Here is a 23093-nt window from a genome sequence, read left to right on the forward strand (position 1 = left end):
AAATGCAAAAAACATGTTTTCTTTTTTGCTTATTTTTTTTTGGCACAATTTATAGCCAAAACACAATAAGTGGTTACATTACCGACGAAAACAATGTGGCATTAGAAAAAAGTCATATTCATGTTTCGTCAAAAACAACCAACAGTAAAAAAGATGGTTCTTATAGCATTCGGAATATTCCAAATGGATCTACAAAGGTTTTAATAACTTATGTTGGATATAAACCCATTGATACTATAATTGAAATTAGTGGCGATCTTGAGTTAAATTTTAAGATGATACAAAAGAGGGAACAATTAGAGGAAATTGTCTTAAAACACAAAGACAATTATTTCAATCACTCCGTTTTAGAACAAAAAATTAAAGAAAAAACTATTGAAAAATTCAGTAGTCAGTCTTTAGGAAATGTACTCAAAGAGGTTTCGGGCGTTTCTATATTAAAAAGTGGTAGCACCATTGTAAAACCTGTAATTAATGGTTTACATAGCAATAGAGTTCCTGTTTTTAACAACAATGTTAAACTAGAAGACCAACAATGGGGAATGGAACATGCGCCAAATTTTGATGTAAATGCAGCTGGAAAAATAACCGTTTTAAAAGGTGCTTCTGGACTGCAATATGGCGGTGATGCTATTGGTGGAATTGTAATCATTGAGCCTTTGAGTGTAAAGAAAGATACGCTTTTCGGAAAAACCATTATGACAGCTGAATCCAACGGACGAGGCGGAACAATTTCCTCGAGCTTGCATAAAGGAAATTTTTGCGATTGGAGTTGGAATGCTCAAGCAAGTCTAAAATACTATGGCGATCGAGAATCTCCTAATTATGTTTTATCAAATACTGGAAATAGAGAAGTAAATTTCTCGGGAGATTTGAAGTATATAGGGAAGAAATTTGATTTTTCTTCGTATTACAGTTTGTATAATGCAACATTAGCAATTTTAAGTGCTTCGCACATCGGAAACGTTAATGATTTGTTTAATGCAATAAATAATCAAATCCCATATGTTATTAACGATTTTACCCATTCGATTAAAAATCCAAGGCAAAAAGTACAACATCATTTGGCTAAATTCAATTATAATTATTACTTCAAAGACAGAGAATCCATTAGTTTGCAATATGCTTTTCAATTCAATAACCGGGAAGAATTTGATACAAGAACTGGAATTTCCGATTCAAGACCAGCATTAAGTTTAAACTTAATGACGAACACTTTGAATGCCGATTACAAATTAAGCAAAGAAACTTGGGACTATAAAGCAGGGTTTTCGGGTTCTTATCAAAATAATGCTGCCAGTCCTAACACGGGTGTTTCTCCTTTAATACCCAGTTATAACAAAATAGATGCTGGAGTATATGCTATTGTTGACAAACATTTTACGACGAATTTTTCTGTTGAAGCGGGAATTCGATATGATTTTTCAACTATTGAAGCTACCAAGTACTACAAAAAAACAAGATGGGCCGAAAGAAACTATAGTCCAGAGTTTGACTCGTTTATTGTAGGAGAAAATGAAACACAAACCCAATGGTTGACCAAACCTTCCTATACGTTCCATAACTTTTCAGCAAGTATTGGAACACAATATTCCTTTGGAAAAGAATTTGACTGGTATTTTAATGTAAGTCGTGCCGTTAGAAATCCAAATCCATCCGAATTTTTTAGTGATGGTTTACATCATTCTACTGGTATGATTGAATTGGGGGATTTGCGATTACAACAAGAAAAGTCAAATAAGATTGGGACTTCGTTGCAAAAAAAATGGACAAATTTCAAGATTACCATCAATCCGTTTTTAAACTATGTTGAAGATTTTATGTTTTTAAAACCAACCGATTTTGAAAAAACTACCCGCGGCGATTTTCCAGTGTGGGAATATGAGCAAACTAATGCCTTGTTAACTGGAATTGACTTTTATTCAGAATGGCAAATCAATGAACATTGGCAGCATAGGCTTTTAGCTTCCTACGTAAACGGAAAAGACAAATCAAAAGATGGTGCTTTAATCGATATGCCTCCGCTAAATATTAACAATAGACTTCTGTTTGCTAAAAAAGAATGGTGTAATCTCAATCTTGAATTACAAAGCGAAATTATGTTTCAACAAACACAATTCCCAAATAACAATTTTACAACCAATATTATTGTAAACAATGAGTTAACTCCCGTTGAAGTTGATATCAGTACACCGCCGCCAGGATATCATCTTTTACACTTTTCATCTGATATACAATTTAAAACTTCCGAACACGCTATGGCAACACTAGGTTTTTCTGTATTTAACCTTTTTGATACAAAATACAGAGATTATTTAAACAGGCAACGTTTCTATGCCGATGAAATGGGTAGAAACTTTCAAATTCAATTAAAAATTAATTATTAAAACTAAAACATTTAAAACAATGAAAAATTTAAGAAATTTAACAATAGCAATGGCAGCTTTAATTACATTAAACTCATGTAGCAACGATGATAAACCTGTTAATGAAGATGAGGTAATCACAACAGTTACAACTACTTTAACAGGTGGTGGACAAATAATTACACTTACTTCTAGAGATTTAGATGGTGATGGTCCAAATGCCCCAGTGATTACGGTTTCCGGAAATTTAGTTGCAAATACAACCTATACAGGTGCTGTAACTTTTTTAAATGAAATTGCTAATCCAGTCGATAATATAACTGCCGAGATTTTAGCAGAAGGTATAGATCATCAATTATTTTATCAAGCAACTAATGCTTTAGGAACATTTACTTATGATGACACTGATGCCAATGGAAAACCAATTGGTCTTCAATTTACCTTGTTAACTGGAAATGCAACTTCAGGCAATTTATTGGTAACACTAAGACACGAACCAAACAAGTCTGCTGCTGGAGTAGCTGCTGGAAATATTACTAATGCTGGTGGTTCAACAGACGCTGCGGTAACTTATCCAGTTGTTGTGCAATAAAAAGAAAATCTTTCTATAAAAAAGGGATGCTAAATTGTATCCCTTTTTTTATTTTAATTGATATACAAAAACACTTCTTATAGTAATTATTTTTTTTTGTTTTATATTAATAAATTATATAAGTGTTGAAAATTTAAGTAAATAATTGATTTTGCTGAGGGTAAATTTTGTTATTTTTACATTATTACTAACGAAAATTTATTGTTATGAGGTCAATGTTTACTAAAATAGTACGAATTACACTTGGCACAGTACTCGTTGTATTTGGTGCGAACATGATTCATCATTTTTTACCATTGGACCAACCTGATGGAAATACCGCTGCGGGACAATTCATGAATTCACTCAATGCAACCGGCTATATTTTTCCAATTGTAGGCGTATTAGAAGTGGTTATAGGAATTTTGTTATTATTAAAAAAATGGGTGGCTTTCGCCTTAATATTATTAGCGCCAATATCCATTAATATTTTATTATTCCATTTGTTTTTGGAAATACCAGGATTATCAATTGCCTTATTAATTGTTATTTTTAATGCTACGTTAATATTTAAGCATTGGACACAATATAAACCTTTGTTTTATTAATTAGCAACTACTAAATAAATTCAAAAAGTCATCTCAAATAGCGAGATGGCTTTTTTTAGTATTCAATTTTTCCGAGATGTCGCATCACTCTCATGATTTTATCTTTTCTATTATTAATATAGGAAGAAGAATTGGATGCTTTGTATTTTCTCGGATTTGGTAATATGGCGGCGATACCTGCTGCTTCTCTTGAAGACAAATCAATTGCAGATTTACTATACCAATGCCGCGATGCTTCTTGAGCCCCATAAACGCCATTACCCATTTCTATACTGTTTAAATAAACTTCCATAATGCGCTCTTTACCCCAAATGAGTTCAATTAAAACAGTGAAATAAGCTTCCAATCCTTTACGAATATAGCTTCTGCCTTGCCAAAGAAAAACATTTTTAGCCGTTTGCTGTGAAATGGTGCTTCCTCCTTTTAGTTTTTTCCCTTTGCTGTTATTTTTGAATGCTTTTTGCATGGCTTTAAAATCAAAGCCGTAATGTTTAAGAAAGTTTCCATCCTCACTAGCAATTACAGCTTTTTGAAGGCGGGGAGATATTTCTTCTAAAGGAACCCATTTGTGACTGTATATGGCATCATTTCCATCTAATTTAAATTCAATAATTCTTGAAATCATTAGGGGTGTAAACGGAATTGGAACCCATTTGAAAATAATTACAGAAATAATAGAAAGCCCAAAAAACCAAAGCATGGCTTTCCAAATCCAGCGAAAAAATTTTTTTACCATACTTAATTGACTAATTCTGCTAATTCTTGACCTATTAAACTCCCAATGGCAACACCCATTCCGCCTAAGCGTACTCCGCAATAAACATTATCTGACATTTGCTCAACTATAGGGGTTTTAGTTGCCCCAAGTCCCATAATGCCACTCCAACGATGTGCTATTTTAAAATCCCTGTTTGGTAAAATTACTTCTTTTAATAATTCTTCCAAACGATTTTGAATTAATTCTGTTTGGCCCAGTTCTGTTGTAGTTTCCGATTCAAATGCTAAGTTTCTTCCGCCACCAAGTAGTATTCTATTATCAATATTTCGGAAATAATAATACCCTTTATCCAAATGAAAGGTTCCTTTAATTGTGAGATTTGGAATGGGCTCCGTAATTAATACTTGTGCTCTAGCTGGCTTCACTTGATTATTTGTCAATTCGCTTGCAAAACCATTGGTTGCAAATAATAATTTTTTTGTTGAAAAAACAAAATCAGACAAAGCAACTTCAACTCCTTCTTTTTTTTCATGATAGGAAGTAACCTTAACCTGATTAAGAATCAAAATAGAATTAGCATTGGCTTTTTTTAACAAAGCATTCATCATTTTACCTGTATCAATTTGAGCTTCAAAAGGATTAAAAACCACATATTCTTGTATACTTTGAAAATCAAATCTATTAACTTCCTTTACAAAAACATCATTTCTAAAAAGCGGTTTTAGTAAGTCGTTGATAAAAGGAATTTTTTTTAAACATTCATTATAAGTGCTTTCGTCATTCTGTAAAAACAATTCATAACCTCCATAAGGTTTGAAATCTATTGTGGTATCACCTAAATTTTTACGCAATAAGTGTAATCCACTCCATCTCTTTCGAATTAATTGAATTACCTCTTCTTCGGTATGTAACTTTAAATCATCTATAATTTCCGAAATACTTCCAAAACAAGCAAATCCAGCATTTTTTGTACTCGCTCCTTGCGGCAGCATTCCCTTTTCTAAAATCAATATTTTACTCTCTGGAAATTTTTCACGTAAAGTTAATGCACAATGAAGTCCAACTATTCCACTTCCTACAATAGTGAAATCTACATTTGTAAACCAGTTTTTTAATTCCCAGTAGCTAAGATTCATTTAGTTATTTTTTTTAAAAATACTTTTTTTAAGATTAACCTTAAATAAAAGAATTAAAATTTATCGATTTTATATGAATTTCTTGTGCTTTATAGATATATATCAACAATTATGACACTAATTTATGTATTTGATAAAAAAATTATTAAAAATTAAATCGATTTGATAAAAATACTTTTATTTTTGGTAAACTACATTAACCAAATAAAATAAATTATGAGATGTAAATTACTTCTTGTTGCTCTAATTGCAACTGCAAGTGCTTCAATTGCCCAAAATAAAAGTACATTGTGGAATACTACCACCAAAAAAAGTAACATGATTCCATTGGAAGCAAAAATGCAACTTCCAGAAAAAACACTTTTCGATTTAAATATTGTAAATCTTAAATCGAATCTAGTTAATGCACCTTTAAGAAATGCAAACTCAAAATCTAATACAATCATCTCTATACCAAATGCTGATGGTGTTTTAGAGCGCTTTAGTATTTACGAAAATCCAACTATGGATCCTGCATTAGCCGCAAGATTTCCAGAAATAAAATCTTATATCGGAATAGGAAAAGACAATCCTACCTTGACTGCTTATTTTAGTATGTCTCCGCTTGGCTTTAAATCTATGGTAATAGGAGCAGATAGATCTGCTGTGTTTATTGAACCATTATCGGAAGATTTAACTACCTATACTATTTACAAAAAAGCAGATAAAACCAAAACATTTAATCCTTTTGAATGTAGCGTAATTAATCAAGTTGCCTCACAAATTGATGGAGAAACATTACGCCCGAATGCTGACGATTCTACTTTACGTACTTTTCGTATAGCAGTATCTACAACGGGAGAATACTCGGCTTACTTTGGAGGAACAGTAGCAGGAGCACTAGCTGGAGTAAATGCCTCTATGACCCGTGTAAATGGTGTTTTTGAAAAAGATTTTGCAATTCGAATGGTGTTGATTGCCAATAATGATGCTGTAATCTATACAAACGCTTCAACAGATCCTTATACTACAAGTTACAATAGTCAATTACAAAGCACATTAACTTCTGTAATTGGAGAAGCTAATTATGATGTAGGACATGTATTTGTTAGAGCTTCTAACAACGGAAATGCAGGATGTATCGGTTGTGTTTGTGTGAATGGTTCAAAAGGAAGTGGATTTACTTCAAGTACCATTCCAACAGGAGATACTTTTGATATTGATTATGTGGCCCATGAAATCGGACATCAGTTTGGTGGAAACCATACTTTTTCTATGAGTAATGAAGGCACTGGAGTAAACATGGAGCCTGGTTCAGGTTCATCAATTATGGGATATGCTGGAATAACTTCTCAAGATGTTCAGCCAAATTCAGATGCTTATTTTCATGCTGCTAGTATTCAACAAATAACTAATAATGTTAAGGCCAAAACGTGTCAAACGAATACCGCAACCGGAAACGCTGTACCAACTGCAAATGCAGGAATAGATTACACCATTCCTAGAAGTACTCCTTTTGTGCTAACGGGATCAGGAACAGATGCCAATGGTGATGTGCTAACCTATAACTGGGAACAATTTGACAATGCCGCTTCAACAGCAACTGGAGCTAGCTCTGCAGCTAGTGCCACAAGAACTTCCGGACCAACTTTCCGTTCCTACAATTCTACAGCTGCTCCAGTTCGATATTTCCCCAGAATTCAATCTGTTTTAAATGGAGCCACTACAACTGCTGGCACTGAGATTACTGTAGAAGCATTACCATCGGTAGCAAGAACTATGAATTTTAGATTGACTGTTCGCGATAATAGAGCTGGTGGATCAGCCAATAATTCAGATGATATGATTGTAACCGTTAATGGCACCGCTGGACCATTTACTGTTAATTCTCCAAACACTGCAGTATCATATGTTGGAGGAAGTTCACAAACTATAACTTGGGCTGTAGCTGGTACAACTGCAAATGGTGTTAACTGTGCTAATGTTGATATCCTTTTATCAACAAATGGCGGAACAACTTGGAATAATTTATTGGCTTCAACCCCAAATGACGGTACTCAAGCAGTTACCATTCCGAATACTCCTGGGACAACTAATAGAATTATGGTAAAAGGAACAAACCATATTTTCTTTGATGTTTCTAATACTAACTTTACTATCACAGCTGGATCTGCTCCTGACACTGTTGCGCCAACCGCTCCAACTTTATCCGCTTCAGGGACTACACAAACAACAACCAACTTATCATGGTCGGGCGCTACAGATAATATAGCGGTAACTGGTTACGATGTCTTTAGAAATGGCACTTTAATTGGTTCTACTACTACCGCAACTACTTTTGCTTTAACAGGTTTGATCGCTTCGACATCTTATACTTTTAATGTAAGAGCAAAAGATGCTGCAGGTAATGTTTCTCCCAACAGTAACACAGTTAGTGTAACAACTTTGGCCCCTGCTCCTGATACAACTGCTCCAACTGCTCCAACTTTATCCGCATCAGGAACAACACAAACTACAACCAACTTATCATGGTCGGGCGCGACAGATAATGTGGCTGTAACAGGATACAATATCTTTAGAAATGGTTCTTTAATTGGTTCCACTACTACCGCAACTACTTTTGCTGTAACTGGTTTAACTGCTTCAACAGCTTATACTTTTAATGTAAGAGCAAAAGATGCTGCTGGTAATATTTCATTAAATAGTAATACCGTTTCTGTTACCACTTTAGCTGTTGTATCAATTACTTACTGTGCATCTAGAGGAAATAGCACTGCTGATGAATTTATAAATAGAGTTCAGCTTGGAACAATTAATAATTTATCTGGAAATAATGGCGGTTATGGTAATTTTACTGCTTTGTCTACTAATTTAGTTCGTGGGACAAGTAATTCCATTACGATAACACCAGGTTGGACAGCTACCGTTTATAGTGAAGCCTACAGAGTTTGGATTGATTATAATAAAGATGGTGATTTCCTTGATTCGGGTGAACAAGTTTTCAATAGAAATAGAACAACTGCTACACCTATTTCTGGAAGTTTTACGATACCAACTACAGCTTTATTAGGAACTACTAGAATGCGTGTATCGATGAAATATAATGCATCGCCAACTTCTTGTGAAGTATTCTCTTTTGGTGAAGTAGAAGACTATACCGTCAACATTACAACAACTGCAAGGTTTGACGAGGTAAGTGTTACCAAAATTTCATTCAACTTATATCCAAACCCTGTTAAAGGTGATGTAGTAAACATTGCTGATCTTGATTCTCCATCAACTTATAGAATTTTCAATATGTTGGGCCAAGAATTAGGAAGTGGTAAAATAGAAAATGATGCGATTAATGTCGATTCATTAAATTCCGGTACTTTCTTACTTGAAGTTTCTAACGGAACATCAACAAGTACAAAACGATTTATTAAAGAATAAACCTTTTCCAAAACACAGAAAAGCCATACTGAAAAAGTATGGCTTTTTTTATTAATTATATTTGTTACTTTTAGCCCTTATAAAATCATATCAAAATGAAGAGAATCCTTTTTTTAATCGTTATTACTATGAGCCTAGTAGCATCAGCACAACAAGTTTTATCTCCAGAAACTTTATGGAAACTAGGACGTATCTCACCACTTGGAATCTCAAAAGATGGAAAGTCAATTGTTTACAAAGTGGCAATTCCATCCATAGATGAAAATAAATCCAATTCAAAGTTTTATACAATTCCAGTTGCTGGAGGCAATCCAACTGAAGTTCAGGAATCAAAAACCAAAGAAATGTTAACCGATAAAAATGTTTCTCCAGATGGAAGTTTCATTTTATCAAGTAAAGAAGTTAAAACCGAAAAAGTATTAGGTAAAGACTTTTATCCTGAATTAGACAAATCAGAAGCACAAATTTATGACGGATTAGATTACCGTCATTGGGATACTTGGAATAACGGGACACACAATCATGTTTTTTATGCCATCAATAAAGGAACTAAAGCGCGTCCAATAGACATTATGACGGGCGAACCTTTTGATTCTCCTCAAAAACCTTTCGGAGGCGATGAAGATTTTATTTGGTCACCCGATAGTAAAAATATTATTTATGTATGCAAAAAGAAATTTGGAACCGCTTATGCGATTTCAACCAATACCGATTTGTATGAGTATAACATTGAAACAAAGACTACCAAAAATCTAACTGAAAACAATTTAGGATACGATACCAATCCAACATTTTCGCCCGCCGGTTATTTGACCTGGTTACAAATGAAACGCGATGGTTATGAAGCGGATAAAAATGATATCATTGTTCGTTTTAAGGATGTTGACTATAATTTAACCATCAATTGGGACGGCTCTGTTGAAAGTTTTAAATGGAGTCCGGATGGGACAAAAGTTTATTTTGTTGCTGCCGTTGATGGAACTTTACAATTATTTGAAGTAAATTTTCCTGGAGTAAAAAGAATAGCAATAAGCGTTAAACAAATTTCTAACGGAGATTTTGATATACACGACATTGTAGGTTTTGATGGCGATAACATCATCGTTACTAGAACAGACATGAACCATGCTTCTGAAATTTATTCTTTTAATTACAAGAAAAAAGCATTTACAAAACTTACCAAAGTCAATGACGAAACGTATTCTATGTTGTCATTACCAAAATATGAAAGACGCTATGTAACCACAACCGACGGTAAAAAAATGTTGGTTTGGGTAATTTTACCTCCAAATTTTGATAAAACTAAAAAATATCCAACGCTTTTATACTGCCAAGGCGGACCACAATCACCTTTGACACAGTTTTATTCTTTCCGTTGGAATTTTTCTTTGATGGCTTCTCAGGGTTATGTTGTTGTCGCGCCAAACAGAAGAGGCATGTATGGTCACGGGCAAGCTTGGAACGAACAAATTTCCAAAGATTGGGGCGGACAAGTGATGGATGATTACCTTTCAGCAATAGACGATGTGTCAAAAGAAAGTTATGTAGATAAAGCACGTTTGGGCTGTGTTGGCGCCAGTTATGGAGGTTATTCTGTTTTTTACTTAGCTGGAATCCACAAAAACAGATTCAAAACATTCATTGCTCATGATGGTGTTTTTAATACCCAGAGTATGTTTGGAACTACAGAAGAAGTATTCTTTAACAACTGGGATTTTGGTGGCGCTTATTGGGAAAAAGATAATGTTGCCGCACAAAAATCATACACTCAGTTCAACCCTATAAATTTTGTGGACAAATGGAACAAACCAATCCTAATCATACAAGGCGGATTAGACTTTCGTGTGCCAATAGGACAAGCGCAAGAAGCTTTTCAAGCGGCACAACTTCGTGGTATAAAAAGCCGTTTGCTCTATTTCCCCGAAGAAAACCACTGGGTGCTCAAACCACAAAACGGTTTAGTATGGCAACGTGAGTTTTATAAATGGTTGAAGGAAACATTATAAAAATAAAAAACCCAACTCTCATGTTGGGCTTTCAATTTACTCAGGATCGTTCATCTTAAAGGTATCCATAAAAGCAGTAGTATAATTTCCTGCAACATATCGCTCATCATCCATCAATTGCCTGTGGAAAGGAATAGTTGTTTTTATCCCTTCGATATAAAACTCATCCAAAGCACGCTTCATTTTATTAATAGCTTCTTCTCTTGTTTGAGCCGTTGTAATCAACTTGGCAATCATGGAATCATAATTTGGTGGAATCGTATACCCTGCATAAACGTGAGTGTCTAAACGCACTCCGTGCCCTCCAGGAGAATGTAAAACTGTAATTTTCCCTGGTGATGGTCTAAAATCATTATACGGATCTTCAGCATTAATTCGACATTCAATAGCGTGCAATTGAGGCAAATAATTTTTACCCGAAATTGGAACACCCGCGGCTACTAAAATCTGTTCACGAATCAAATCATAATCAATAACCTGTTCTGTAATTGGATGTTCCACTTGGATACGCGTATTCATTTCCATAAAATAGAAATTTCTATGCTTATCAACTAAAAATTCAACGGTTCCGGCGCCTTCATATTTGATATACTCGGCAGCTTTAACTGCAGCTTCGCCCATTTTATTTCGCAATTCGTCCGTCATAAAAGGGGAAGGTGTTTCCTCGGTCAATTTTTGATGACGACGTTGCACTGAACAATCTCGCTCAGATAAATGACAGGCTTTCCCGTAAGAATCCCCGACAACTTGTATCTCGATATGTCTTGGCTCTTCAATTAATTTTTCTAGATACATACCATCATTGCCAAAAGCAGCAGCCGACTCTTGGCGCGCGCTTTCCCATGCTTTTAGCAAATCTTCTTTTTTCCAAACGGCACGCATTCCTTTTCCACCGCCGCCAGCAGTAGCTTTTAACATTACTGGGTAACCAAACTCATCGGCAATTTGTTCGGCTTGTTCGTAAGATTCTAAAATACCTTCAGAACCAGGAACACAAGGAACACCAGCAGCTTTCATCGTCGCTTTTGCCGAAGCCTTATCGCCCATTCTGTCAATCATTTCAGGAGATGCGCCGATAAACTTGATTCCATGCTCTTGACAAATTTTAGAAAATTTAGCGTTTTCAGAAAGAAAACCATAACCAGGATGAATGGCATCTGCATTTGTAATTTCTGCAGCCGCAATTATATTTGACATCTTTAAGTAAGAAAGATTACTTGGCGGAGGGCCAATACAAACCGCTTCGTCTGCAAATTTCACGTGCAAACTTTCTGCATCAGCAGTAGAATAGACTGCTACTGTTTTAATGCCCATCTCCTTGCAGGTTCTGATTACACGAAGTGCAATTTCTCCTCTATTGGCAATTAGTATTTTTTTAAACATCTTTTATCAATTTTAAAATTACAAATCCCAAATCCCAAAATCCAAAATATTGGAATTTGTATTTTGATAATTGGAATTTCAAAACATTTATGATGGGTCAACTAAGAATAATGGTTGGTCAAATTCAACTGGTGACATATCATCAACTAAAATTTTAACGATTTTTCCTGAAATCTCAGCTTCGATTTCGTTAAATAATTTCATAGCTTCCACTACGCAAAGAACATCTCCTTTTCCTATAGTACTACCAACCTCAACAAATGTTGGTTTATCAGGAGCGGGTTTACGGTAGAACGTTCCAATCATTGGAGATTTAATAGTAATATATTTCGAATTTTCATCAGATGGAACAGCTGCAACAGGTGAAGATGGTGCAGGTGAAGATGGTGCTGCAGCTATTGCTTGTTGCATTGGTGCTTGTTGCACATAAGTAATATCTGGTGAATTCCCCTCTAATGTCGTTCTAATAGTTATTTTGATATCTCCCGTTTCTAGTTTTACTTCAGCAACTCCAGAATTGGATACAAATTTGATTAGGTTTTGAATTTCTTTTAAATCCATGATTCGTTGATTTTAGTTAGTTTATTGTTTATTGTATGCCCATTTTAAATAGATAGAACCCCAAGTAAATCCACCTCCAAATGCTGCAAAAATTAAATTATCGCCTTTTTTAAATTTATCTTCAAAATCACTTAACAATAAAGGTAAGGTTGCCGATGTTGTGTTCCCATATTTTTGAATATTCACTAGTACTTTTTCCTCATCAAGACCCATTCTACTTGCTGTTGCATCGATGATTCTTTTGTTAGCTTGATGAGCGATTAACCAGTTTACATCGTCTTTAGAAAGATTATTTCGCTCCATAATTTTCTCGCTTACATCTGCCATTCCTGAAACTGCGTATTTAAATACTGTTTTCCCGTCTTGAAAAACAAAATGCTGTCCATTTTCAACAGTTTCTTTTGATGGTGGAAGAATAGATCCACCAGCATCAATTTTTAGATATTCCCTTCCAATCCCATCGCTTCTTAAAAACTCATCTTGCAAACCGAGTCCTTCATAGTTTGGCTCAAATAATACTGCACCAGCACCATCTCCAAAAATAATACAGGTTGCTCTATCTGTATAATCAATTATAGAAGACATTTTATCAGCACCAATTATAAGTACTTTTTTGTATCTCCCCGATTGAATATACGCTGCTGCAGTTGACATTCCGTATAAAAAACTGGAACATGCTGCTTGCAAATCGTATGCAAAAGCATTAACTGCGCCTATTTGAGTTGCCACATATACTCCTGTAGAAGCGACAGGCATATCTGGTGTTGCAGTGGCCATTATCAAGAGGTCAATTTCTTCAGGTTTAATATTTGATTTCGAAATTAAATCTTGAGCTGCTTTTATCGCCATGAAAGAAGTCCCTTTCCCTTTTTCTTTTAACAGTCTTCTTTCTTTGATTCCGGTGCGGGTAGTAATCCATTCATCATTGGTTTCTACCATTGATTCCAGTACTTGATTTGAGAGTACAAATTCAGGGACATAAGCTCCAACTGCGGTAATTGCGGCTGTAATTGTATTCATAAATTAGGTGTTTTTCTTTTCACTTTTTCAGTTTGAAAAGTTGTGGAAATTACAAAAAAATATTATACGTAAAGCGTTTTAAGATGTGTTATTTATTAAATTTCTACAAAACAAAAAACTCCCACAGAGTGAGAGTTAGTTTTTTAAAAAAACTTAATTTAGGCAACAGCTGCTGATTTATCTATAACTACTTGTCCTCTGTAGTACATTTTACCTTCATGCCAGTAAGCTCTGTGATATAAATGCGCTTCTCCAGTTATTGGACATGTTGCAATTTGAGCAACAGTTGCTTTATAGTGAGTTCTTCTTTTATCTCTTCTTGTTTTGGAGATTTTTCTTTTAGGATGTGCCATTTTACTATATTATTTATCCGTTAATAGTTGTTTTAATTTGTCCCAACGCGGGTCAATGTCTTCTTCTTTTTTTTCTACTGTATGTTCTTTTACTTGTAACTCTTTTAGTTTTTTCAAAGCTTCTGTTTGCAATGTGCCATCTTTAACACCTGGATGAACTCTTTTTTGAGGAATAGACAACACAATCATTTCATATATATATTGTGATAAATCTACTTCATATTCTCCATGCGGCAGAATTAACAATTCATCGTTGTCATTGTTGAATTCTTCTCCAAATTGTACCACTAGTTTTATTTTACCCTTTATTGGCAAGTCAAATTGTTCGCCTGTTAAGTCACAGGGAACATTTACTGTCCCTTTGTGTTTAAAGCTGATTTCTAGCATAGTTGCTTTTTTATCAAGAACAACATCTGCCTTTATTTCGCAACTTTCAAATTCATTAAAACTAAATTCGTCAAAGAACTTTTTATTTATATTAAATTCAAATTGATGCTTTCCTAATTTTAATTCTATAAAAGGAATTAAATATTCATTCGTACTTTTCATCTAAACAACAATTTCAGCCCTAATTAAGGAGTGCAAAGATATAAAATTATTGCAATTTCAAAAGCCTTATAAACATTTTTTTATTTATAACTGTTTTTCCTTTGTTTTAAGTGGGTTTTTACTGATTTCGTAATATTCATTTCTCGAATTATAAATGTCAATTGCAGTATAAACTGCTTCTTTAAACGAATTATAATCGGCAACCCCTTTACCTGCGATTTCATATGCAGTACCATGATCGGGAGACGTTCTAATTTTATTCAATCCTGCTGTATAATTAACACCGTTACCAAAAGACAATGTTTTAAACGGAATTAATCCCTGATCGTGATAGGTCGCAATTACTGCATCATACTTTTCATATTGACTGTTGCCGAAAAAACCATCCGCAGGGAAAGGACCAAAAACGAGCGTTCCTTTTTCAAATAACTTCTTAATTGCTGGTTTTATTATTTCGTCATCTTCTTTGCCAATAACACCGTTATCTCCTGCATGAGGATTCAATGCTAAAACGGCAATTTTTGGTTTGTTTATCCCAAAATCTTGCGTTAATGCAAGTTTTATCGTTTCTATTTTTTGAACAATCACTTTTTCGGTTAACTGTTTTGCTACATCATTAACTGGAATATGATCCGTAAGCAGACCAACTCTTAAAGTATCCTGAATCATCAACATTAAAGCATTTCCCTCAAGTTCTTTATCTAAATAATCAGTATGTCCAGGAAATTTAAACTCCTCTGATTGTATGTTATACTTATTAATTGGGGCGGTAACTAAAACATCTACTTGATTTTCTTTCAATGCTTTTGTTGCTGCAATAAATGATTTTATGGCATATTTTCCAGCATTATCCTCATTGGTTCCAAAATTTATATCGACACTTTCTTTCCATATATTCAGGACATTAACTTTACCAATAACTATTTGATTGATTTGATCAATACCATGAAGTGGTGTTTCTAATCCCAATGATTTTTTCATAAAGGACAACACTTTTACATTGGCAAAAATAACTGGTGTGCAAAGTTCTAACATTCTTGAATCGTCAAAAGTCTTAAGGATGACTTCACTGCCGATTCCGTTTAAATCACCGATAGAAATCCCGACAATGATATTTTCTGCTTTTTTCATAAGAAGAACAAGTTATTTATTGCTAATTTTGAGGTGCAAATTTAGTAAATTAAAACTACAATGTTTACAGGAATAATTGAAACCCTTGGAATTGTCAAAGATTTAAAAAAAGAAAAAGATAATCTGCACATTACTGTCTTCTCTACAATAACTAACGAATTAAAAATTGATCAAAGCATTGCTCATAATGGAGTTTGTTTAACCGTTATCGCTATTAATAATGACGAGTATACGGTTACTGCTATTAATGAAACGATACAAAAGACCAATTTAGGAGAATGGAATATAGGCGATTCACTTAATCTTGAACGTGCCATGAAATTGGGTGACCGACTTGATGGACATATCGTTCAAGGACATGTAGACCAACTAGGCGTTTGCAAATCTATTGAAGAAGCAAAAGGTAGTTGGTATTTCACTTTTTACTATGATAAAACCATAAGTACCATTACTATTGAAAAAGGATCAATAACCGTAAATGGTGTTAGTTTAACCGTTGTAAATTCAAAAGAAAACGAATTTAGTGTTGCTATCATACCGTATACTTATGAGCATACTAATTTTAAAGACTTTAAAATCGGAACAAAAATAAATCTTGAATTTGATATTATAGGAAAATACGTTGCTAAATTGTATTCTTTACAGCAATAACCCGTCGACATTTCGCAAAATAAAAAAGCCTCAAATTAATTTGAGGCTTTTTTTATGTTTTTAATATTAATTAATTTAAAAACACCATAGGACACCGAAAGAAGTACTAATAAAAATATACCTCCATCCAATGGAAGCCCAGGTGGCGGCGGCGGTGTTGTTGGCGGTGGTGGTGACGGCGCAGCAAAAACAGTAGCTTGTTGCACCAAAAACACTACCAAAAAAATAATTATTCTATTCGGGACAATTTTCATAGTCGGTAAAAGTATAAAAAAAATCTATTCTCCAAAATAAATTTGCGTTTAATCGATAAAGTTAATCGAAAATTAACGTTCTACAATTTCTATTATCGATACAAAATGAAAAAATCGACAACTTACCTTTATTAACGATATATTCACTTTCTTAGTTTTAATTTAGATGAAAAAGACCTCAAAAAGAGGTCTTACTTTTTAGTGGTCCCACTTGGGCTCGAACCAAGGACCACCTGATTATGAGTCAGGTGCTCTAACCAACTGAGCTATAGGACCTCTCTTGGAGGTGCAATATTACTACTAATTTTTTTTCAAAGCAAGTGTTTTTAGCTGATTTCTTGACAAAGTTCTATCAGAACACCATTTGTACCTTTTGGGTGTAAAAAAGCAACTAGTTTACTATCGGCCCCTTTTTTAGGAGTTTCATTAAGAACAATAAAACCTTCTTTTTTTAAACGTTCAATTTCATCAACTATGTTTTCTACATCAAAAGCAATGTGATGAATGCCTTCCCCTTTTTTTTCTATGAATTTTGCAATTGGACTTTCAGAATTTGTTGCCTCTAATAGTTCTATTTTATTCGGCCCATTTATAAAAAAGGAAGTTTTAACGCCTTCGCTGGCGACTTCTTCTTCTTTATATGGCGGATTACCAAAAAGTTTTTCAAAAAGCAAATTGGATATTTCTAAACTTTTTACCGCTATTCCTATGTGTTCTATTTTACGCATTTTAGTATTGATTTTGATTATTCAAAGGTAACAAAAATTCAAATGGTTTATCCTTTATCCCAGATGACCGCGACATCTTGTCTTTTAGGACAAGACACAACGAACAACGTAAACTGTTAGGAAGGCAGACAGTAATGGCTTGTTAAAAAAAGCCAAAACTTTCGCTACATCTTTTTATAAAAATTTAAAATTGTACTTTTGCGCCATGGAAACGAACAGACAGAAAAAAATTGGCAGCGTATTGCAAAAGGATTTAGTAGATATTTTGCAAGGTGAGATACGTAAAAATGGAATTTCTAACTTAGTGATTTCGGTTTCTAAAGTAATCGTAACCACTGATTTGTCTATTGCCAAAGTATATTTAAGTGTTTTCCCCCAGGATAAAGCAAAGGATTTACTTGAAGCTATAAAGACCAATGCGCCTTTGATTAAGCATGATTTATCGCAACGTGTAAAATTGCAACTACGAAAAGTCCCTAACCTTTCTTTCTATATTGATGACTCTTTAGATTATATCGAAAAGATTGATAATGCCCTGTCAGGGAAAGAAAATCCTATTGAAAACAGAGACCTTTTAGAAAAACGTAAGAAATTCTAAGTGAACTTCGCCCTTTACATAGCCAAAAGATATCTTTTTAGCAAAAGTAAAAACAATGCTATTAACATTATTACGGGCATTGCATCGATGGGAATTATAGTGGGAACACTAGCATTGTTCGTTGTTCTATCTGTTTTTAGTGGACTGCGTGATTTTAGTTTATCGTTTACGAACACTATTGATCCCGATTTAAAAGTAACTCCAATTCAAGGAAAAAGCTTCTTTATTTCGACCAAACAAGAAAATCAAATTACTGCGATTAAAGGGATTGTTTCATACAGTAAAGTTGCAGAAGAGCGTGTACTCTTCTTTTTTGACGGAAAAGAACAAGTCACCTATCTCAAAGGTGTTGATAAAAATTACTACAAGATTAATGCTGTTTCTAAAAGTCTTTATAACGGAAACTGGCTACGCTATAATACAGCTGAAGTTGTTGTTGGTTATGGAATTTCTCAAAAATTATCGCTGGGATTATTTGATTTTAATAATGCATTTGAAGTATATGTTCCTCGAAAAGGTAAAGCTGTAATTGAAAGTGAAGCCGAGGCATTTAATAAATCGGTGCTGATTCCGGTCGGAATTTATGCCATTAGCGAAGATTTGGATAGCAAATATGTTTTTTCTGATTTGAGATTGGCACAAGATTTATTAGAATATAAAAAGAATCAAATTTCTAGTATTGAGATTAAAACTGTTCCAAATTTTAATGAAGCCGAAATTATAGATGATTTAAAAGCTGTACTGACAAATAAAGTAGAAATAAAAAACAGAGCACAACTGAATGCTACACTTTATAAAATGTTGAATACCGAGAATATTGCGGTTTATCTTATTTTTACCTTAGTCATTATTATTGCCTTATTCAATTTAATTGGCGCCTTAATTATGATGATTTTGGACAAGAGACCTAATTTGAAAACACTTTATAACTTAGGTTCGGAAATCAAAGATTTAAAGAAAATTTTCCTGCTTCAAGGTAGCTTACTGACTATTATTGGGGGAATTATTGGATTAGGTGTAGGAATCATTGTTGTCGTAATTCAAGAACAGTACGAACTAATAATGATAACTGAATCTTTGGCTTATCCTGTAGTTTTTACTTTTCAAAATGTATTGATAGTAATGGGAACTATAATAACTCTAGGTATTATATCTAGTTTGATAGCAAGCAGTCGCGTAACCAAAAAGTTGTTAAATTAAACAAACTGATAATCCGCGTAAACTTCCTGAATTTCATTTAAAGCATTGAATAAACTTTCAGCATTTTCTAGTGTAACCAATTTTAATCGGTGTTCTTTGAAGTTAGAAACTCCTTTGAAATAATTGGTATAATGACGACGCATTTCTACAATTCCGACGCGTTCTCCTTTCCAATCCATTGACCAGGTTAAATGATTTCGAGCGGCTTCAATTCTGTCAAACATGGTAGGTTGTGCCAAATGTTCCCCGGTTTTGAAGTAATGTTTGATTTCGTTAAAAATCCAAGGATAGCCGATGGCGGCGCGACCAATCATCATGCCATCTAAACCAAATTTATTTTTGTATTCCAATGCTTTTTCAGGCGAATCGATATCGCCATTTCCGAAAATAGGCATCGTTATTCGGGGATTACTTTTCACACGGGCAATATGTGACCAATCGGCACTTCCTTTATACATTTGGGCACGCGTTCGGGCATGAACGGTTAAGGCTTGAACACCAATGTCTTGTAATCGTTCGGCAACCTCATCAATATTAATCGAACTTTCATCCCAGCCCAATCGTGTTTTTACCGTTACTGGAAGGTTGGTTCCTTTAATCACGGCTTTGGTCAAACGAACCATCAAATCTACATCTTTCAAAACGCCGGCACCGGCGCCTTTACAAACTACTTTTTTAACGGGACAACCAAAATTAATATCGATTAAATCAGGATGAACAGCATCTACAATTTTGGCCGACATCGCCATGGCTTCTTCATCGCCTCCAAAAATTTGAATGCCAACGGGTCTTTCATAATCAAAAATATCCAACTTCATGCGGCTTTTTATAGCATCACGAATTAACCCTTCGGAAGAAATAAATTCCGAATACATCAAATCGGCACCATGCAATTTGCATAACCTGCGAAAAGGTGGATCGCTCACATCTTCCATAGGTGCAAGAAGTAAAGGGAAATCGGGTAATATGATGTTGCCTATTTTGGGCATTGGCGTAAATTTTGGGTAAAGATAATAAAGAAGGATATTGGACTATCTTTCAGAATTACTATTTTTTTAAATCTTTCTAATCCTGATGTTTTTTGGAGAAATCACAATAAATGAGTGGTTTTCAATAGCATGATTTAAGAGAAATTTTAGTAGAATTTTTGAAATGGTTTCCATCTCTGAATAATGATAACGCAACAAAATTACACTGACTTGTTTTTGATTGTAAGCAAAAATTAAATCTCCAAAATCTTTATCCTCTGTCAAAATTATTTTGGGAGGATTTTGAGCCAAATCAATTATTTCTATATCTGAAATCCCTCGGAAGTCTTTGTATACAGAAGTAATTTCAATACTGTTTTGGAGTAAACTTTCTATTATAGGTAAAGGAATATTTTCGTCAGCAATAATCATTTCTTAAACATCTAAAAGCTCTTCATTGCTGATAATATTGGCAGCATAATCAAGAGTAGCTAGGATTTGAGCCGAATTTAAATGAGGATATATTTTTATCAAATCCAATACTGAAGCACCTTCAGAAAGTTTTTTTAAAATCAATTCCACTGTAATCCTTGTGCCTTTTATAATTGGCTTGCCATTCATTACAGTTAAGTCTCTAACAATTAATTCATGAGTTGTAGTCATAATCAAAATTTAAAACAAACAAATATATAAAAGATTGTTGAATGATAATTGACTATCATCGATTTAAGAATTTTAATTCATCCTTCAACAATCGTTAATCTGCAATCTTCAATCAAAAACTTTGCCCTATATTTGCCGATTAATGGATTGCTGTTAATTCTACAGCGTTAGTTTGCGTGAGGGATAGTAGCGAAAATCCTTTTGTTTTTTTCTTTTAAAAAAACAAAAGATTGTAACGAAAAGCCCGACCCTTGTGGTCACGCCCATAATAATTTTGACAAAGAAAGAAGATGAAGCATATTAGAAATTTTTGCATTATTGCCCATATTGACCACGGGAAAAGTACGTTGGCAGACCGATTGTTGAGTGCTACCCAAACCGTTACTGCTCGTGAAGAAAAAGCGCAGTTGCTCGACAATATGGACTTGGAGCGTGAACGTGGAATTACGATAAAAAGTCACGCGATTCAAATGGAATACAACTACAAAGGCGAAGATTATATTCTGAATCTTATTGATACTCCGGGTCACGTCGATTTTTCGTATGAAGTTTCCCGTTCTATTGCAGCTTGTGAAGGCGCTTTGTTGATTGTTGACGCAGCGCAAAGTATTCAGGCACAAACGATTTCAAATTTGTATTTGGCTTTGGAAAACGACTTGGAAATTATTCCGGTATTGAACAAAGTAGATTTACCAAGCGCAAACCCGGAAGAAGTTAGTGATGACATTATCGATTTATTAGGATGTAAATTAGAGGATATTATTCATGCTTCGGGGAAAACTGGTTTTGGTGTGGAAAATATTTTGGCTGCCATTATCGAAAAAGTTCCGCCACCAAAAGGCATAAAAGAGGAACCATTACAGGCTTTGATTTTTGATTCTCATTACAATCCGTTTCGAGGAATTGAAGTTATTTTCAGAATTAAAAATGGTGAAATTCGGAAAGGTCAAAAGATAAAATTTATGGCTACCGGCAATGAATATTTTGCGGATGAAGTAGGAACCTTGAAATTAAACCAAGTTCCAAAAGATGTCATTTCGACGGGTGATGTTGGGTATTTGATTTCAGGAATAAAAGAAGCAAAAGAGGTAAAAGTTGGGGATACGATTACCGATGCCAAAACACCAACAACCAATATGATTACTGGTTTTGAAGATGTAAAACCAATGGTTTTTGCTGGAATCTATCCGGTTGACACGGATGATTATGAAGATTTGCGTTCTTCGATGGAAAAATTGCAATTGAACGACGCTTCCTTGGTTTTTTTGCCCGAAAGTTCAGCTGCTTTGGGATTCGGTTTTCGTTGCGGGTTTTTAGGAATGTTGCATTTAGAAATTATTCAAGAGCGTTTGGAGCGCGAGTACGATATGACGGTAATTACTACGGTTCCCAACGTTTCGTATTTGGCATATACTAAGAAAGATCCTGAAACACCATTTGTAGTTAATAATCCATCCGATTTACCAGAACCATCAAGGTTAGACCGAGTAGAAGAACCTTTTATAAAAGCAACCATCATTACCAAATCAGATTACGTTGGGAATGTGATGAGTTTGTGTATTGAAAAACGGGGCGTAATTACCAATCAAACCTACTTAACCACGGAAAGAGTAGAGTTGAATTTTGATATGCCCTTGGCCGAAATTGTATTCGATTTTTATGACCGATTGAAAACGGTTTCTAAAGGATATGCTTCTTTTGATTATTCTCCAATAGGCATGAGAGCTTCTAAATTAGTGAAATTGGATGTTTTGTTAAATTCGCAATCGGTTGATGCGCTTTCGGCTTTGATACATGAGAGCAACGCGTATGCCATTGGTAAAAAAATGTGTGAGAAGTTGCGTGAATTAATCCCAAGACAGCAGTTTGATATTCCGATACAAGCAGCAATTGGGGCAAAAATCATAGCGCGTGAAACCATAAAAGCGTTGCGTAAAGACGTTACTGCTAAATGTTATGGTGGTGATATTTCACGTAAAAGAAAACTACTGGAAAAACAGAAAAAAGGTAAAAAGCGTATGCGTTTGGTAGGGAATGTTGAGATTCCGCAAGAAGCGTTCATGGCGGTTTTGAAGTTGAATGATTAAGAAGTATTAAGATTTCAGTATCAAGTATTAAGACAAACTCAATAATCAAAGTTGCTGGGTTTTTGTCACCACAATTTTGTCATGCTGTCTCGTCTTTTGGGACGAGAAAAGCATATCATAAATTGAAATGA

22 protein-coding genes and 1 tRNA gene are annotated in these 23093 nt (G+C 34.4%); 9 read left to right on the plus strand and 14 right to left on the minus strand.

Annotated elements, in window-relative coordinates:
- The first annotated feature begins 2 nt into the window (after window positions 1-2).
- From ACIQ2L_RS01970 to ACIQ2L_RS01980, 3 genes are all read left to right on the plus strand, one after another.
- On the plus strand, window positions 3-2387 hold the full coding sequence (locus tag ACIQ2L_RS01970; protein WP_396155897.1) for a TonB-dependent receptor: 2385 nt from the start codon (window positions 3-5) through the stop codon (window positions 2385-2387).
- A gap of 19 nt (window positions 2388-2406) precedes the next feature.
- Window positions 2407-2958: a type 1 periplasmic binding fold superfamily protein gene (locus ACIQ2L_RS01975; RefSeq protein ID WP_396155899.1), complete on the plus strand. Its 552-nt coding sequence runs from the start codon at window positions 2407-2409 to the stop codon at window positions 2956-2958.
- Between the two features lie 206 nt (window positions 2959-3164).
- Complete coding sequence (locus ACIQ2L_RS01980; protein ID WP_396155901.1) at window positions 3165-3545, plus strand: DoxX protein; 381 nt, start codon at window positions 3165-3167, stop codon at window positions 3543-3545.
- 55 nt (window positions 3546-3600) lie between these two features.
- On the opposite strand, the gene mtgA is transcribed toward ACIQ2L_RS01980, so the two are convergent.
- Window positions 3601-4281, minus strand: coding sequence for a monofunctional biosynthetic peptidoglycan transglycosylase (gene mtgA / locus ACIQ2L_RS01985; RefSeq protein ID WP_396155903.1), 681 nt, complete (start codon window positions 4279-4281; stop codon window positions 3601-3603).
- Window positions 4282-4283: 2 nt separating this feature from the next.
- Entirely contained in the window at window positions 4284-5399 is a 1116-nt protein-coding gene (locus ACIQ2L_RS01990; protein WP_396155905.1) for an NAD(P)/FAD-dependent oxidoreductase, read from the minus strand.
- 216 nt (window positions 5400-5615) lie between these two features.
- Here ACIQ2L_RS01990 and ACIQ2L_RS01995 point away from each other — a divergent pair, with 216 nt between their 5' ends.
- A complete protein-coding gene (locus ACIQ2L_RS01995) occupies window positions 5616-8810 on the plus strand; it encodes a reprolysin-like metallopeptidase (RefSeq protein WP_396155907.1) in 3195 nt (1064 codons plus the stop codon).
- 95 nt (window positions 8811-8905) lie between these two features.
- A complete protein-coding gene (locus ACIQ2L_RS02000; protein WP_396155909.1) occupies window positions 8906-10816 on the plus strand; it encodes a S9 family peptidase in 1911 nt (636 codons plus the stop codon).
- 36 nt (window positions 10817-10852) lie between these two features.
- On the opposite strand, the gene accC is transcribed toward ACIQ2L_RS02000, so the two are convergent.
- The 6 genes from accC to pdxA all read right to left on the minus strand — a co-directional run bounded on the left by accC (window position 10853) and on the right by pdxA (window position 15813).
- Entirely contained in the window at window positions 10853-12199 is a 1347-nt protein-coding gene (gene accC / locus ACIQ2L_RS02005; protein ID WP_396155911.1) for an acetyl-CoA carboxylase biotin carboxylase subunit, read from the minus strand.
- A gap of 87 nt (window positions 12200-12286) precedes the next feature.
- Complete coding sequence (gene accB, locus ACIQ2L_RS02010) at window positions 12287-12760, minus strand: acetyl-CoA carboxylase biotin carboxyl carrier protein (RefSeq protein ID WP_396155913.1); 474 nt, start codon at window positions 12758-12760, stop codon at window positions 12287-12289.
- A gap of 21 nt (window positions 12761-12781) precedes the next feature.
- Window positions 12782-13780 carry a beta-ketoacyl-ACP synthase III gene (locus ACIQ2L_RS02015; RefSeq protein ID WP_396155915.1) on the minus strand — a complete coding sequence of 333 codons (999 nt, stop codon included), beginning with the start codon at window positions 13778-13780 and terminating at the stop codon, window positions 12782-12784.
- A gap of 158 nt (window positions 13781-13938) precedes the next feature.
- On the minus strand, window positions 13939-14133 hold the full coding sequence (rpmF, locus tag ACIQ2L_RS02020) for a 50S ribosomal protein L32 (RefSeq protein ID WP_396155917.1): 195 nt from the start codon (window positions 14131-14133) through the stop codon (window positions 13939-13941).
- A gap of 9 nt (window positions 14134-14142) precedes the next feature.
- A complete protein-coding gene (locus tag ACIQ2L_RS02025) occupies window positions 14143-14682 on the minus strand; it encodes a YceD family protein (protein WP_396155919.1) in 540 nt (179 codons plus the stop codon).
- 84 nt (window positions 14683-14766) lie between these two features.
- A complete protein-coding gene (pdxA, locus tag ACIQ2L_RS02030) occupies window positions 14767-15813 on the minus strand; it encodes a 4-hydroxythreonine-4-phosphate dehydrogenase PdxA (protein ID WP_396155921.1) in 1047 nt (348 codons plus the stop codon).
- 60 nt (window positions 15814-15873) lie between these two features.
- Here pdxA and ACIQ2L_RS02035 point away from each other — a divergent pair, with 60 nt between their 5' ends.
- Window positions 15874-16464 (plus strand): riboflavin synthase, encoded by a 591-nt coding sequence (locus ACIQ2L_RS02035; RefSeq protein ID WP_396155923.1) that lies wholly within the window; start codon window positions 15874-15876, stop codon window positions 16462-16464.
- Window positions 16465-16499: 35 nt separating this feature from the next.
- On the opposite strand, the gene ACIQ2L_RS02040 is transcribed toward ACIQ2L_RS02035, so the two are convergent.
- The 3 genes from ACIQ2L_RS02040 to mce form a co-directional block, all read right to left on the minus strand.
- The gene (locus ACIQ2L_RS02040) at window positions 16500-16718 is read right to left on the minus strand and encodes a hypothetical protein (RefSeq protein WP_396155924.1); all 219 of its coding nucleotides are present in this window, start codon (window positions 16716-16718) and stop codon (window positions 16500-16502) included.
- A gap of 202 nt (window positions 16719-16920) precedes the next feature.
- A tRNA-Ile gene (locus tag ACIQ2L_RS02045) sits at window positions 16921-16994 on the minus strand.
- Window positions 16995-17044: 50 nt separating this feature from the next.
- Window positions 17045-17446: a methylmalonyl-CoA epimerase gene (mce, locus tag ACIQ2L_RS02050; RefSeq protein WP_396155926.1), complete on the minus strand. Its 402-nt coding sequence runs from the start codon at window positions 17444-17446 to the stop codon at window positions 17045-17047.
- A gap of 205 nt (window positions 17447-17651) precedes the next feature.
- On the opposite strand from mce, the gene rbfA reads away from it, so the two are divergent.
- Together rbfA and ACIQ2L_RS02060 are read left to right on the plus strand one after the other, a co-directional pair.
- On the plus strand, window positions 17652-18044 hold the full coding sequence (gene rbfA, locus ACIQ2L_RS02055) for a 30S ribosome-binding factor RbfA (protein WP_290286863.1): 393 nt from the start codon (window positions 17652-17654) through the stop codon (window positions 18042-18044).
- Window positions 18045-19244, plus strand: a complete 1200-nt coding sequence (locus ACIQ2L_RS02060; protein ID WP_396155928.1) for an ABC transporter permease — start codon at window positions 18045-18047, stop codon at window positions 19242-19244.
- Here the strand turns inward: ACIQ2L_RS02060 and dusB are convergent.
- From dusB to ACIQ2L_RS02075, 3 genes are all read right to left on the minus strand, one after another.
- Window positions 19241-20233 carry a tRNA dihydrouridine synthase DusB gene (gene dusB, locus ACIQ2L_RS02065; RefSeq protein WP_396155930.1) on the minus strand — a complete coding sequence of 331 codons (993 nt, stop codon included), beginning with the start codon at window positions 20231-20233 and terminating at the stop codon, window positions 19241-19243. The genes ACIQ2L_RS02060 and dusB overlap by 4 nt on opposite strands.
- 66 nt (window positions 20234-20299) lie before the next feature.
- Window positions 20300-20644: a DUF5615 family PIN-like protein gene (locus ACIQ2L_RS02070; RefSeq protein ID WP_396155932.1), complete on the minus strand. Its 345-nt coding sequence runs from the start codon at window positions 20642-20644 to the stop codon at window positions 20300-20302.
- 3 nt (window positions 20645-20647) lie between these two features.
- Window positions 20648-20875 carry a DUF433 domain-containing protein gene (locus ACIQ2L_RS02075; RefSeq protein ID WP_396155934.1) on the minus strand — a complete coding sequence of 76 codons (228 nt, stop codon included), beginning with the start codon at window positions 20873-20875 and terminating at the stop codon, window positions 20648-20650.
- A gap of 290 nt (window positions 20876-21165) precedes the next feature.
- Between ACIQ2L_RS02075 and lepA the strand changes: the two genes are divergently transcribed.
- Window positions 21166-22962 (plus strand): translation elongation factor 4, encoded by a 1797-nt coding sequence (gene lepA, locus ACIQ2L_RS02080; RefSeq protein WP_396155936.1) that lies wholly within the window; start codon window positions 21166-21168, stop codon window positions 22960-22962.
- Window positions 22963-23093: the final 131 nt, after the last annotated feature.

Origin of the sequence: Flavobacterium sp. (assembly GCF_044369455.1) — a bacterium.
Taxonomy (GTDB): domain Bacteria; phylum Bacteroidota; class Bacteroidia; order Flavobacteriales; family Flavobacteriaceae; genus Flavobacterium.